We start from the raw sequence: 13552 nt of genomic DNA on the forward strand, positions 1-13552 counted from the left end.
GGTGTCCTCGTCTAGTCCGCAGCGGCGGCCGCGGCGTCGGCGTTCCGGATCAGGCCCCGAAGCACAGGCGGTGTCACCGGCAATGCGGATATCTTAACGCCCTTTTCGCGCAGCGCATCCTCAATCGCGGTTGTCAGTGCAGAGGGCGCGCCCAAGCGCCCGCCTTCGCCACCGCCCTTGATGCCATATTCGGTATAGGGGCTGGGGGTCTCGACATGTCCCAACTTCAGATTTTTTGGCATTTCATGTGCCGAGGGAAGGGCGAACTCAGCAAAGTTAGGATTGGTGAATTGGCCGTCCTCATCGTAAATGAAATGCTCGGTCAGCGTGGTGCCAATACCGTTTGCAGTCCCGCCCCAAACCTGTCCGCCAAGCGTGCGCGGGTTCACGATCGTGCCGTTGTCATGTACCGCCGCGTAGTCGAGGATCTCGACTTTTCCTGTCTCGGGATCGACTTCAACCGCGGTTATGTGACAGATATGCCCGACGATGGGATAGAAAATCCCTAGATGCTCGCGATCGGGATGCGGCTCTGCCGAGATGGGGTGGTCGTAGACCGCCGTGGTCTCAAGCCCGCTGTCAAACGCCTCCTCGTCTGGAAAGCTGAGGCGGAAGAAACTCGACATCAGTGCGATTTCGGCAAAGCTCTTTGCCTGATCTTCCAGGCCGTCCTTCACCGCGACCATTCCACCGCGCAACTCGACGTCTTCCGGTCGCCGTTGCAGCATATGCGCGCCAAACCGCTTCAGTTTTTCTTCCAGCCGGATCGAGGCTGTGACACAGGCACCGGTTACCATTGCGGTGAACCGGCTGCCTTGCGGGCCGACACCGTTGAAACCTGTCTGGCTGTCGGCGTAGTTGAACACGATATCCTCTGGCGCGACGGTCAGCCGCTCGGCCAGGACTTGGGTCACCACCGTTTCGGGGCTGGTGCCCACCATGCAGGAATTGAGCGTCACAAAGAGTTTGCCTGATGGATCGAACCGCGCCGATATCCCCTCGGGTGTCGAGGTCAGAGTAAAGCCCGGCTCTTCCTTTTTGTTCAGAAACCACCACTCGGTAGGACCATAGACACTGCGTTCCATGCAGGTTGCCACACCGACCCCGACGCAGCGTCCGTCCGCACGCGCCGCAGCGGCTTTCCTTTTCCAACCTTCGAGGTCGAACAGGGTTTTGGCCTGTGCCAACACTTCCTGAAAGTTCCCGCTGTCATAGATGTTGCCGGTCGTGATCATGTAAGGGAACTCGTCTGGCTGGATCATGTTCTGCTCGCGCAGGTCTACCGGGTCACGGTCCAGCTCCTCCGCCGCCGCGTCCGCCATGCGTTCCATTACCCAATTGGTGACCTCGGATCCGAACCCTCGATAAGGACCTTGCTGGCATTTGTTGGTCAGCACGGCGATCACGCGCATCGCGAAACTCTCGATCCGGTAAGGTCCGGTGACCTGCGCCATGGCGTTTCCGTGTGTACCGACCCCAAACTGAAGATAAGCACCGTAGTCATCGAGCACCGTGAACCGCATCGACTTGAACGTACCGTCGTTCATGACAGCAAGTTCACAGTCATAGAGTCGATCCGACCCGTGGCTATCGGAATTGGTGAAGTGCTCGAGCCTGTCTTCGATGTATTTCACCGGCACTCCGGACAGACGCGCAAGTCCGGCGGTCAGGATGATGATCTTGTGGATGAACACCTTGGACCCAAAGCTGCCACCAGTGAGAACCGGGATCAGCCGCAACTCCCCCGGGGACACCCGAAGGCTGCCGCCGATGACAAAAGGGATAAAGTTGTAGAAGTTCGTGTTGGCGTGTATGGTGTAGCCGCCCTTGAAAGCGTCGTATTCCGCCACCACACCGCAGGTCTCGATGGCTTGCGCTGATGAGCGGTTCCAGCGCAAGCGCCGCTTGATGACCTTGTCGGCACCCGCAAAATCATCCTCGACCGAACCGAAACTGAAGCTTTCGTCCAGCGCGCGATTGCTCTCGCGATCATCGGGATGCAGCACCGCATCTCCCGTGGCCTCCAGCGAGGCCTCGATGTCGACATTCGCGGTGAGTATTTCGTATTCGACCTCGACCAGGGCCGCGGCATCTTCGGCAATATAGCGGTCCTCGGCCACGACGGCCGCAACAACCTCGCCCACATGACGCGTCTTGTCCATGCACATGGCATGCTGGGTGACGGGAGGAGAGGCGAAGCTCGGACAGGGATCGACGACGGTCGCCAAGTCGGCGCCGGTATAGACACCAATGACACCGGGCAGATTCTTGGCCTTGGATGTGTCGATCGAGACGATGCGCGCATGGGCGTGCGGACTGCTCACCATCGCAGCATGAGCCATGCCTGGGACGACCACGTCGTCGACGTAACCGCCCTTGCCGACCAATATACGAGGGTCTTCCACGCGTTTCATACTCTGACCAATCCAGGTCATGCCCGCGCGGGGCTTTTCACGCTGACGGCTCGGCGGAATGACGTTGCTTTTCAGATGTGAACTCATGGTTTTCCTCCCTCGCCGACGATCATGCATTCTGCGAGGCGTCACTCGCCTGCGTCACACGCAGCTTCTTTGCCGCAGTACGGATCGCGTCTATGATGTATTCGTAACCTGTGCAGCGACAGAGATTTCCTGATATCGCCTCCCGGATCTCCTCATCCGTCGGGTCAGTATTCTCGGACAGCAACTCGTGTGCAGCTGCCAACATGCCTGGCGTGCAGAACCCGCATTGCAACCCGTGCTCTTCCCAGAACGCATGCTGTATCGGGTGCAGTTCTTCCGCTTTGCTCAGGCCTTCAACGGTAGTGAGCGACGCGCCGTCGGCCTGCACCGCAAACATCAAGCAGGCGCGCACAGCCTTGCCATCCATGAGGATGGTACAAGCCCCGCAAACGCCATGTTCACAACCAACATGTGTGCCCGGGAGCGCAAGATCCTGGCGGATGAAATCACTAAGAAGTTTTCGTGGCGGAACATTCGCCGAATGCTTTCTTCCGTTGACCTCAAGTTCGATTGCCGTCGTGTTCATTTGTTTCCCTCCCAATTAGCTTGCTCGCGCCGTCGCCGCAGACAGCACACGAGGCAAAAGCGCGCGTACGAGATCGCGCTTATAGTCGGCACTGACCGTCGCCGATCCGACCGGTGCCAGCGCGTCTACGGCCTTGGTCGCGGCATTCTCGAAGATATCCGATGAGGGGGCCTGTCCGGCCAGCGCGACCTCGAGGTCGGGAAGGCGGAGCGCGATTTCAGCGGCCCCGGATACCGCGACGCGAACATCGTCAAGCCGGCCATTTTCGACGCGCAGCAAGCAGACGACGGCGGCCCAGGCAAAGTCGCCCTTGCGCATACTGACTTCCTCAAAGCCCCATCCGGTGCCTGCCGTGGGTTTGGGAATGCGAAGCTCCACAAGCATCTCGTCTTCTTCGCACACGGTGTCGTAGGTCCCGACGAAGAACTCTTTGGCGGGAACTTCTCTTGACGATCCGTTCCGTGCCAGGATCAGCGTTGCTTCCAGCACCTGAATAATCGCCGGCATTTCCGATGCCGGGTCAGCGTGACAGAGGTTGCCGCACAGTGTCCCGCGATTGCGCACCGCTTTGTGCGCGATCCATTCATACGCATGTGAAATGAGCGGCATGTGTTCTGCAATGAGCTCAGAAGCATGAATAGCATCGTGTCGCGCCAGGGCACCGATCGTGATCTGATCGCCGTCCTCACGAATGTAATCAAGCTCAGACAGGCGGTTGATGTCGATCAGATGCTCAGGTTGAGCCAGCCGATAATTCATCATCGGCACGAGGCTCTGCCCGCCAGCAATAATGCTCGCATCTGTGTGAGTGCCTAGCAACGAAAGCGCACTCTGCAAATCCTCGGGCCTGTGATAGTCAAAGGGTGCTGGTTTCATAGTTTCCTCCCTGTAGTCTCAACCCGCGAAACGCGGCTCGGGCACGCCCTTTATGCCAAGTCCGCAAATGCGAAAAAGCCCGCCCGCAGCAAATTGCGGTTTGGTCTCAACAGCGAAATTGTCATGCGTTGCCGGATGGCTAACGCGCGCCATCGATGTGATGTAAATTTCGTCAAGCTCCGGCCCGCCAAACATGACCGACGTTATGTTTTTCACCGGCATCGAGATCTTCCGGTCGACGGTTCCGTCAGGCGCGTAGCGGATAAGATCGCCAGAGATGACCTGGGCGTTCCAAAGATACCCCTCCGCATCTATGGTCGACCCGTCGGCGAAGCCTGCGTCATGGGCCGTCGAGGCAAACACGCGCCGGTTCGAAACCGTTCCAGAGTCGAGGTCGTAGTCGTAGGCCCAGATTTCGTTCTGGAACGTGTCTGCCAAGTAAAAAACCGTGTCATCCGGGCTCCAGCATGGGCCGTTCGAGCAGATGATCCCATTTTCGACTTTCGTCAGGCTCAAATCTGGGTCGAGCCGCCACAAGCCGCAGATTCCAAGTTCTTCTTTGTCATCCATGCCGCCTGCAAAGAAACGGCCGCGGCGGTCGCATTTCCCGTCATTGAGGCGTGCCCGTGTCGGATCGTCGTCGACTTTCGCGATGAGATTGGCCTGACCGGCCTCAAAGTCGAATGAATAGAAGCCATCGGACAGTGCGAGCACTGCCCCGCCGGAAGTACGCAGCGCCATCGCGCCCACATCGGCATCCAGTGGCCAGCTTTTGACATCGCCCGTCGCGGGTTCCAGCCGCCAAATCGCGTCCTTGCCAACCCGTCGGCCAGTGCTGTCCACCCAGTAGAGGCACTGGTCTTCAACGTCCCAGATCGGCCCTTCGCCGAGATGATTATCGACAGTCAGGAGGCATTCAATGGTGAATTCCGGCGTCATTCTGGTCCTCGATTCGCGAAGCCACACGACTGTGTTACTATTTATTTGTACAAATGTATAATAAATTTTGAGGACTACGAATTTAAGCCGATCTTCCAGTTAACCCGCCCCGTTCGCGATCTCTGCTTCGACGACCGCGCCGGGAACTGTACGGTGTTTATGCGATTGCTGCGACCGAAGCAGAAAGCGAGAAACAAGCGCCACATACGCACAACAGCAAGGGAACTCCTGTGACAGCGGAGATATTTGCCCGTTGCTGCAATATCCAACGCCTCAAACGCCCAAAAAATTCGCCTATCTGCAAGGTTGGTCAGGCTTCAATTCTTACCCGCGCTGTCGTAAATGACTACCGTGTCTGAATCTCAGCTTTCGGGAAGCTGCATTGCAGCATAGCATTAGAGGCAAATGACCGGTATGGGCCGCTATCGAAGGCGGTCCGGACACGTGTGCGTGTGTGTCACAGCAGGTGTTAGATGGCTTGCAAGAGACTGTCTGTTCAATGTGCTTGGGCAATCAGAAGGACGACGGCGTGCATGCGCTGATGACCTTGCAGGGTACATCGGCTGCGTTCTTGAAGTAGTGCGGAAGCAAGCTAGTGAAGTAGTAGGCGTCGCCCGGCCCGAGGACGCGGGTTTGACCATCCACTGTTACTTCCAGCCAACCTTCGACAACTACGGCGCATTCCTCGCCTTCATGGGACAGAGGCGTTCGCCCGGAGTCCGCGCCAACTGCGTATTCTTCAATCAGCATTTGCAGCTTACGGCCGCGGCGCTCCCCAGCGACGAGCAGGTACGACACGCCGTGTGATCCAAGATCCCGCATGCTGCCCTTTGGGAAGTAGAAGGTCTCCTCGTCTGTGAGCTCAAAACTGAAAAAGAAGCCAAGGCTGACGTCGACGCCGGTCAGGATTTTCTTCAGCAGGGCAACGGAGGGTTGAGTTGCGCCACTTTCGATCTGCGAGATCGTCCCACTGCCGACGTTTGCGAGGCTCGCCATCTTACGTTGGCTAAGTCCCTTTGAAGTTCGAATCAAGCGAAGCCGTTTCGCCACATCCAGATCAACGCTGCTTTTGTCCGTCATGCGCTTTCCTGCTTTCGATCGAAAGCACTTTGGCGCAAAGCGGGACGAATTTCAATGACTTGCATATTCCTAAGAAACTGGCTCCCCAAGAAACGCGCTTCCTGCAAGATTATGGAAAATAATACCTATTTTGGGTTTGGGAAAACGATCATGCTCGACAAGCAAAACCATATGGCTTCCTTCTGGATGCCCTTCACGGCAAACCGTGATTTCGTTTCAGAGCCACGTATGATCAGCTCGGCCGAGGGAATGTATTACACCAGTACGGACGGCCGCAAAGTCATGGACGGTACAGCCGGGCTATGGTGCGTGAATGCCGGGCACCGCGATCCCTTGATTGTCGAGGCCGTACAGAAACAGGTGCACGAACTCGACTATGCGCCGAACTTCCAGTTCTCCCACCCTTCGGCGTTCGAGCTGGCCAACAAGTTGGTCTCTCTGATGCCGGAGGGCATGAGCCACGCGTTCTTCACCAATTCCGGATCTGAGTCCGTCGATACAGCGCTCAAGATTGCGCTGCACCATCACCGGATGCGTGGCGATGGTGCGCGCACCCGGTTGATTGGTCGAGAGCGCGGGTACCACGGAACAGGTTTCGGTGGCATCTCTGTCGGTGGCATCGTCAAGAACCGGATGTATTTCGGGTCTTTGCTGACCGGTGTTGATCATCTTCGTCACACGCATGATCTGGAAAGAAACCAGTTTTCGCGCGGGTGCCCGGCACATGGTGCCGAACTGGCTGACGATCTTGAGCGCATCGTCGCCTTGCATGATGCATCAACAATCGCTGCTGTCATCGTGGAACCAATGGCCGGTTCAACAGGGGCTCTGTTGCCGCCCAAAGGGTACCTGAAACGGCTGCGCGAGATCTGCGACAAACATGGTATTCTGCTGATTTTCGACGAGGTCATCACGGCCTTTGGCCGCCTTGGTGCTGCCACTGCCTCCGACTATTTCGGCGTCACACCGGACATTATCACGACAGCCAAAGGGCTGACGAATGGTGTGATCCCCATGGGCGCTGTGATTGTTCGCGACGAGATCTACAACGCGGCAATGGAAAATGCGGACGGCCCGATCGAGCTGTTTCACGGTTACACCTATTCGGCCAATCCGATCGCCTGCGCTGCGGCCCTGGCAACCCTCCCGACCTACGAGGAGAATGATCTTTTCCGACGCGCCGCGCTGTTGTCCCAGCCGTGGGAAGATCATTTGCACGCGCTGAAAGATCTTCCGAATGTGATAGACATCCGTAACCTCGGTCTTGTCGGAGCGATTGAGCTTGCCCCGCGTGACGGTGCGCCGGGTGCGCGCGCATTCAAGGCGATGAAACGTGCCTGGGATGCAGGACTTATGATCCGCGTAACAGGCGACATCATCGCATTGTCGCCTCCATTGATCATCACGGAGCCCGAAATTACCGAAATGTTCCATATACTTGAGCAAATTCTGCGTGAATTGCCATGACCTTCATCCGCTAACTTAAAGGACCGACATCATGAAAGATGCGACCCCGATCGAATTGATCGGTCACTATATCTGTGGCCAAATCACACGCCCGGAAGCTTGTACGTTATTTAGACAGTTGCGCGGGCCGGAAAATCGGTGATGCGGCGAATGACTGGTTTGGGGAAGCTGCACTGCAACGTTTCTGCGCAAGTTGGACGGCAGCTTTGGGCCGCGAGAGACAGCTTTTTGTAGACGGCCGTTCGACTATAGCTGTGCTGTTGCACGCGCGGATTTGTCGGCACTATCGTTCAGGATCGCGTTAATGAATAGCGAGAACAACTCGCCTTGCGAGCCGATCCGCAGTTTCACGTAGATATTTCGCCGGTGAATTCGAACGGTTCCGGGCGAGATTCCGAGTTCATTGCCCGTAGCCTCAGCGGAGTGGCCTCTGAGCGTCATTTCGACGACTTCCCTTTCGCGCGGGGTCAGCACGCCCTGTCCGATTGAGTGAAAGGCCTGTCCGATGCGTTCTTCACGCGTCTGCTGCTCACCGTCATCGTCGTCGCGCGCGAAGCCGCGCCAATGCGCTTCGGATGTTGCACGGATGATCGGCCAGATGCGCTTCAACGCCCGGATTTCGGCATTTGAGAACCGCTTTTTCTTGCGCATGAGCGAGATTACGACGTTCAGGCTGCGGTCGGCATAGACAAGAAAGCCGATCTCCTCGGCAAGTCCGGTTTGGCCATAATAGCTACGATAGTATTCGCCTTGATAAAAACGATCCGGCGCTATCTCCCGCAATCGCCAAAGGCCTTCTTCGGTGTCGTCGATGGTCGCCAGAAAGAAGGGATCGAGCAGATAAGGGCCTTCCAGATATTCGGTGACATGCAGCCGGTGCCGCTCCGGCGGGAAATCGTCGTACAGCGCCAGAGGTTTCGACGACCCGACATACCCGAAAATCACCGTGTAGTCATAGGGTGCGATCGCCTGAAGCGCCTCGGCCAGAGCGCCGGGGAACCGCGGGGTCTTAAGTGTTTCGACAAGGCATGCCGCGTGTTCGACCCACTCCATATGCGGCACCCCATTTCATCCGTTATATGCATCTTCGACTATAACAATTGGCATATTTACACAACTGCACCATTCGACCGACGATTAGCCAGGCCGACATATGGCCCATGGGTGGATGTTTGACCTCAGATGCTGCAGATATGAAATATGACCGGGGGGTGCTGAACGACATGTCCGCGGCGGTCGCCGAGTTGAGGCACGTCTCGAAACGCTTTGGCGATGTCGAGGCCGCACGCGATCTGAACCTCAGTGTGGCATCCGGTGAGTTCCTGTCGTTCCTCGGCCCGTCCGGATGCGGCAAGACGACCGCGCTGCGCATGCTGGCCGGGTTCGAGACGCCGAGCGAAGGCGAGGTTCTGATCGACGGCCAGGTGGTGAACACGCTCGAACCCTTCCGTCGCCCTGTAAACATGGTTTTTCAGAGCTATGCTCTGTTTCCGCATCTCAGCGTTTTCGACAACGTGGCCTATGGGTTGCGCCAGCGCCGGCCCAGGCTTTCGCGCGCCGAGATCGCGGAAAAGGTCTCGCGGACACTGGAGGTCGTTCGACTGGGAGATTTCGGCGCGCGGCGCATCTGGGAGATGTCGGGCGGTCAGCAACAGCGCGTCGCCCTGGCCCGCGCTATCGTCAATGAACCGAAACTTCTGCTGCTGGACGAACCGCTGGCGGCGCTGGACCGCAAGCTCAGAAAGGCCATGCAGATTGAGCTGCAGGACCTTCAGCGCCAGCTTGGCATCACCTTCATTCTGGTCACGCACGACCAGGAAGAAGCACTGTCCCTGTCGGATCGGATTTGCGTAATGCGCAACGGGCGTATCGTGCAGATCGGAACGCCCAGAGAGCTCTACGATGCCCCCGCGTCGCGTTATGTCGCCGATTTCGTGGGCTCTTCGAATTTTCTGGAAGGTCGTATCGGGCGCATCACAGGCGCGCGCGCGGATTTCACCGGCGTTTCGAGGCACAGTTTCTCCGGTCAGGCTGGCCCCGGCATCGAAGAGGGTGCGACGGGCACGCTCAGCCTGCGGCCCGAGCAGATCAACATCTCGCGGAGCCAGCTCGACGGCGGCCATCCGGTCACCGTTCAGAACCGGATATTTCTCGGAGAACATACCGAATACGTGGTGCGACATGACGAGATCGGCACCTTTATTGTCCTCGCCTCCCGGCGGGCCGAGGACCGCGAACCGCCACTGGATGCCGGCACACAGGCTTACATCGCCTGGAACCCAGACGCCGCCCTGATCCTAAGGGCGGATTGACCATGACACCTGCCAACGGGAGAACGACATGACAAACGACACAATTTCCAAAAAGAAATTCATGGAAGAACTGCGCCGCTATGAGAAAGGTTCGGTCACGCGCAGGCACTTCCTCGGTGTAACCGGTCTGGGAGCCGCGACAGCGGTCATGGGTGCGGCGACGCCGGGGCTACGGCCCCGTCCGGCATTTGCCCAGGGTATCGGTGACCGCGCGATCCTCGCGACCTGGCCGAACTACCATGACCAGACCAATTTTGACGCCTTTACAGACAAAACCGGCGCTGCGGTGCAGGTCAATGTCTTTGGCTCGAACGAGGAAATGCTGGCCAAGCTGCAGGCCGGCGGGTCCGGCTGGGACGTTTATGTGCCGACGAACTACACGATCACGACCTATGTCGATGAGGACCTGATCGAACCGCTCGATCTGTCCAAACTGCCAAACTACGATCCGGCGGTCTTTGACGCGCGTTTCTCGGACGCGGGGATCGTCGACGGTGTCGTCTATGCGGTGCCCAAGAACTGGGGCACCACCGGTATGGCGATCAACACATCGCACAACGGTGGCAAGGCATTCGACAGCTGGAAGCAGTTCTTTGACCGCACGATGGGTGATTATTCGGGCCGGACAATGGTGCATGACTATCAACTCACCACCATCGGTGCCGCACTGAACTATCACGGCTATTCGTTCAATTCTGTTGACGAGGCCGAACTCGCCGATGCCGAAAAACTGCTGATCGACGTCAAACCGCATCTCTTTGCGATCACGTCGGATTATCAGCCAGCCATGCGTTCGGGCGATGCCTGGCTGACGATCTGCTGGACCGGCGATGGCAAGCAGCTCAACACCGACATCCCCGAGATCGCCTTTGCGCTGGGAAAAGAGGGTGGCGAATTGTGGAGCGACTATTATGCCATTCCGAAAGGTGCGCCGCATAAAGAAGCCGCCTATGCGCTGATCAATTTCATGCTGGATCCGGAGGTGAACGCGCGCGAGGTTCTGGCGCATGGCTATCCCGTGGCCGACAGCCGCACCAATGCGCTGCTGCCCGAAGAGATCCTGAACGATCCAATTCTCTATCCAGCGGCAGAAAAGCTCAACGCGCTTGAATTCGGGGCGGCGGCAACGCTGACTGATCCGAACCGGGCTGAACTTCTCGCGCGCTTCAAGTCAGCCTGAGGCGGGCGGACGGGAATGACACAGCGCGCGCGGAACTGGTTGCTGATCGCGCCCTCGGGCGCGCTGCTTCTCGTGATGCTCGTGCTGCCGCTCTCGTTCGTTTTCGTTTTCAGCTTTGGTGAACGTGGGCCGTCTGGCGGATATGTCCCCGCCTTCACGCTGGAGCAATATGCGAACCTTCCGGCGCGATGGACGGCGTTCAAAAACACGCTGATCCTCGCACCGCTTGGCACACTCGCCGCCCTGCTGATCGCCTATCCGCTGGCCTATCAGCTGGCGGTCAGGACCGACCCGAAATGGAAAACCCTGCTGCTGGTTCTGGTCATCGTCCCCTTCTGGACCTCAATCCTGATCCGCAGCTACGCCTGGATTTACATCCTCGGCGGACAAGGACTGCCTGCGCTGCTGGGGAGCATCGGCATTGAAAATGTCCGGCTGATCTACACGCCCTTTGCTGTCACCATCGGCATCATTTACGGCTACCTGCCGCTGATGGTTTTTCCGATCTATGTCGCGCTCGACCGTCTGGACATGCGGCTGCTTGAGGCCTCCGGCGACCTTGGTGCCCGCCCCATGACGACCTTCCTCAGGGTTACGCTGCCGCTTTCAGTGCCAGGCGTGGCGACCGGCTGTATGCTCGTCTTTATCCTGCTGATGGGCGAGTTTCTGATCCCCGCGCTGCTTGGCGGGGGCAAAGTGTTCTTTGTCGGGAATGCTCTGGTGGACCTGTTCCTGCAGTCGCGCAACTGGGCATATGGCTCGGCGGTTGCTTTCACGCTGATCGTCATCATGCTGATCACCGTCACAATTTACATGCGCCTCATCGCGCGGCTTCAGACCGGCCGCGAAGATGTCGCGGTGATGTGAGGCCAGACATGCGACTGTATTCTCTCGCCGTTTATCTGTTCCTTTACGCACCCATCGCAATCATTGCGCTTTTCAGTTTCAACGCGGGCCGGCATGCCAGCGACTTCCAGGGCTTTTCGATCCAGTGGTATGGGCGCGCACTCAACAACCCCTTTGTGATGGACGCGCTGGAGACCAGCCTGATCGTGGCATTCGTCACGGCGACCCTGGCCAGCATCCTGGGCACCCTGGCGGCGGTCGGCCTGCAGGGTCTGCGCGGACCGGCCCGCGCCATCTTCGACGCGCTGATCTACATCGCGGTGATGATCCCGGGCATCGTGATCGGCATTGCCACGCTGATCGCACTGGTGACCGTTTTTGACGTGATGAACCCCTGGCTGGAAAGCCTGTGGGGGGACGCCGACAGTGCTCCGACGCTTTCCATGGGCAGGGGGTCGCTGATCGCGGCCCATACAATGTTCACGATGGCGCTGGTCATCATTATCGTGCGCGCACGGCTCGGCACACTAGAAAAGTCGCTTGGCGAAGCCTCTGCTGATCTCTACGCCACGCCGCTGGGTACCTTTCGTCAGGTGACGCTGCCCTTGATCGCGCCTGCGGTGCTGGCTGGGTTCCTGCTCAGCTTCACCTTCAGTTTTGATGATTTCATCATTGCCTTTTTCGTCGCCGGTTCCGAGACAACCCTGCCAATCTATATCTTCTCGTCCATCCGGCGCGGTGTAACGCCGGAAATCAACGCCATTGGCACGATGGTGATGCTCGCCTCACTCGTCCTGCTGATCGTGGCGCAGCTAATCCTGCGACGGGGAGATCGCAAGTGAAAGGACACGCCCTATGCTTCTGAAAGACAAGGTCGCCTTTGTCACAGGTGCTGCCTCCGGCATCGGCGCCGGGGGGGCAATTGCGATGGCACGCGAGGGGGCAGATGTGACGCTGGCCGATATTAACGCCGACGCGGTACAATCTGTGGCAGACCGGATTACCGCCGAAGGAGGCACCGCCCATGCCATTGCCCTGGATGTGGGGGACGACGCCGAACTTGCGGTGGCCATCGACACCTGTGCGGCGCGGCATGGCCGTCTGGACGTTCTGCACTCGCACCCCGGTCTTCAGATCGAGGGTACCCTGGAACAGGTCACGGTCGATGACATGGACGCCTCCTGGCGGTTGAATGTGCGCTCGCACTTCGTCGCGGCCAAAGCCGCAATGGCCCATATGAAACCCGCGCGGCGCGGCTCGATCATCATCACGGCATCCGGATCGGGTGTGCAGTACGACAGTGAAATGATTGCCTATGCCACAACCAAACATGCCGCCGTGGCGATGACGCGGCAGATTGCCAAGGACTTCGGTAAGGATAATGTTCGGGTAAACGCTCTCTGCCCGGGTTTCATCGACACGCCGTTCAACCAGGGCTTCGAGATCCAGATGGGCGGACGTGACAAGCTGGAGGCCTATATCGCGGACGAAATCCCGATGGGACGCTTCGGTACGGTCGGAGAAATGGCGGATGCGATCGTCTACCTCGCTTCCGATCGTTCGACATTCATGACGGGACATGCCCTTGTCATCGATGGCGGCGAATGCCTGTGACGAAGATCCGTATTCAAAGCCGCGTCCTGCGTGCCATTGTGGATTTTGCCGCTGGACCACATGCATTTCGGAGGAAAATTATCTGTCGTCCGCGTCCGGGAAGCTGCGATGCAGCGTGGGAGATTGAGATGAACGGCCTGTGTGGATGGCTCCTGCATTGCAAGAGATTTCTGTGATTGCGATGGTCTGTCAGTACAGTCGTGTGTCCGGC

The 13552-nt window shown here is 58.2% G+C and carries 12 protein-coding genes; 6 read left to right on the forward strand and 6 right to left on the reverse strand.

Translation table 11 applies throughout. The annotated features are described in order from the left end of the window. Positions 1–11: 11 nt before the first annotated feature. From Q0802_RS23375 to Q0802_RS23395, 5 genes are all read right to left on the reverse strand, one after another. Complete coding sequence (locus tag Q0802_RS23375) at positions 12–2501, reverse strand: xanthine dehydrogenase family protein molybdopterin-binding subunit (protein ID WP_298922347.1); 2490 nt, start codon at positions 2499–2501, stop codon at positions 12–14. A 22-nt stretch (positions 2502–2523) separates the two neighbouring features. After that, positions 2524–3027: a (2Fe-2S)-binding protein gene (locus Q0802_RS23380; protein WP_298922348.1), complete on the reverse strand. Its 504-nt coding sequence runs from the start codon at positions 3025–3027 to the stop codon at positions 2524–2526. A gap of 15 nt (positions 3028–3042) precedes the next feature. Continuing rightward, positions 3043–3903, reverse strand: a complete 861-nt coding sequence (locus tag Q0802_RS23385) for a xanthine dehydrogenase family protein subunit M (protein ID WP_298922349.1) — start codon at positions 3901–3903, stop codon at positions 3043–3045. 18 nt (positions 3904–3921) lie between these two features. After that, a complete protein-coding gene (locus Q0802_RS23390; protein WP_298922350.1) occupies positions 3922–4842 on the reverse strand; it encodes an SMP-30/gluconolactonase/LRE family protein in 921 nt (306 codons plus the stop codon). Between the two features lie 513 nt (positions 4843–5355). Next, entirely contained in the window at positions 5356–5922 is a 567-nt protein-coding gene (locus Q0802_RS23395) for a cupin domain-containing protein (protein ID WP_298922351.1), read from the reverse strand. A gap of 150 nt (positions 5923–6072) precedes the next feature. Between Q0802_RS23395 and Q0802_RS23400 the strand changes: the two genes are divergently transcribed. Further along, complete coding sequence (locus Q0802_RS23400) at positions 6073–7389, forward strand: aspartate aminotransferase family protein (protein ID WP_298922352.1); 1317 nt, start codon at positions 6073–6075, stop codon at positions 7387–7389. A 246-nt stretch (positions 7390–7635) separates the two neighbouring features. Here Q0802_RS23400 and Q0802_RS23405 read toward each other — a convergent pair whose 3' ends face one another. Then, positions 7636–8442 (reverse strand): LuxR C-terminal-related transcriptional regulator, encoded by an 807-nt coding sequence (locus Q0802_RS23405; RefSeq protein WP_298922353.1) that lies wholly within the window; start codon positions 8440–8442, stop codon positions 7636–7638. A 140-nt stretch (positions 8443–8582) separates the two neighbouring features. Here Q0802_RS23405 and Q0802_RS23410 point away from each other — a divergent pair, with 140 nt between their 5' ends. From Q0802_RS23410 to Q0802_RS23430, 5 genes are read left to right on the forward strand one after another with little or no spacing between them, the layout of a single operon-like run. Then, a complete protein-coding gene (locus Q0802_RS23410) occupies positions 8583–9701 on the forward strand; it encodes an ABC transporter ATP-binding protein (protein ID WP_298922355.1) in 1119 nt (372 codons plus the stop codon). Positions 9702–9729: 28 nt separating this feature from the next. Further along, the gene (locus tag Q0802_RS23415; protein WP_298922356.1) at positions 9730–10881 is read left to right on the forward strand and encodes a spermidine/putrescine ABC transporter substrate-binding protein; all 1152 of its coding nucleotides are present in this window, start codon (positions 9730–9732) and stop codon (positions 10879–10881) included. Positions 10882–10896: 15 nt separating this feature from the next. Beyond that, the gene (locus Q0802_RS23420; RefSeq protein ID WP_298922357.1) at positions 10897–11748 is read left to right on the forward strand and encodes an ABC transporter permease; all 852 of its coding nucleotides are present in this window, start codon (positions 10897–10899) and stop codon (positions 11746–11748) included. Positions 11749–11756: 8 nt separating this feature from the next. Next, on the forward strand, positions 11757–12569 hold the full coding sequence (locus Q0802_RS23425) for an ABC transporter permease (RefSeq protein WP_298922358.1): 813 nt from the start codon (positions 11757–11759) through the stop codon (positions 12567–12569). Between the two features lie 13 nt (positions 12570–12582). Beyond that, positions 12583–13341: an SDR family oxidoreductase gene (locus Q0802_RS23430; protein WP_298922359.1), complete on the forward strand. Its 759-nt coding sequence runs from the start codon at positions 12583–12585 to the stop codon at positions 13339–13341. Positions 13342–13552 lie beyond the last annotated feature (211 nt).

This window comes from uncultured Roseobacter sp. (assembly GCF_947495275.1).
Lineage (GTDB): Bacteria > Pseudomonadota > Alphaproteobacteria > Rhodobacterales > Rhodobacteraceae > Roseobacter.

Bases quoted from the DNA above. Each gene is read 5' to 3' on its own strand.
- Q0802_RS23375 (WP_298922347.1), bottom strand. From the start codon at position 2,501: ATGAGTTCACATCTGAAAAGCAACGTCATTCCGCCGAGCCGTCAGCGT.
- Q0802_RS23380 (WP_298922348.1), bottom strand. From the start codon at position 3,027: ATGAACACGACGGCAATCGAACTTGAGGTCAACGGAAGAAAGCATTCG.
- Q0802_RS23385 (WP_298922349.1), bottom strand. From the start codon at position 3,903: ATGAAACCAGCACCCTTTGACTATCACAGGCCCGAGGATTTGCAGAGT.
- Q0802_RS23390 (WP_298922350.1), bottom strand. From the start codon at position 4,842: ATGACGCCGGAATTCACCATTGAATGCCTCCTGACTGTCGATAATCAT.
- Q0802_RS23395 (WP_298922351.1), bottom strand. From the start codon at position 5,922: ATGACGGACAAAAGCAGCGTTGATCTGGATGTGGCGAAACGGCTTCGC.
- Q0802_RS23400 (WP_298922352.1), top strand. From the start codon at position 6,073: ATGCTCGACAAGCAAAACCATATGGCTTCCTTCTGGATGCCCTTCACG.
- Q0802_RS23405 (WP_298922353.1), bottom strand. From the start codon at position 8,442: ATGGAGTGGGTCGAACACGCGGCATGCCTTGTCGAAACACTTAAGACC.
- Q0802_RS23410 (WP_298922355.1), top strand. From the start codon at position 8,583: ATGAAATATGACCGGGGGGTGCTGAACGACATGTCCGCGGCGGTCGCC.
- Q0802_RS23415 (WP_298922356.1), top strand. From the start codon at position 9,730: ATGACAAACGACACAATTTCCAAAAAGAAATTCATGGAAGAACTGCGC.
- Q0802_RS23420 (WP_298922357.1), top strand. From the start codon at position 10,897: ATGACACAGCGCGCGCGGAACTGGTTGCTGATCGCGCCCTCGGGCGCG.
- Q0802_RS23425 (WP_298922358.1), top strand. From the start codon at position 11,757: ATGCGACTGTATTCTCTCGCCGTTTATCTGTTCCTTTACGCACCCATC.
- Q0802_RS23430 (WP_298922359.1), top strand. From the start codon at position 12,583: ATGCTTCTGAAAGACAAGGTCGCCTTTGTCACAGGTGCTGCCTCCGGC.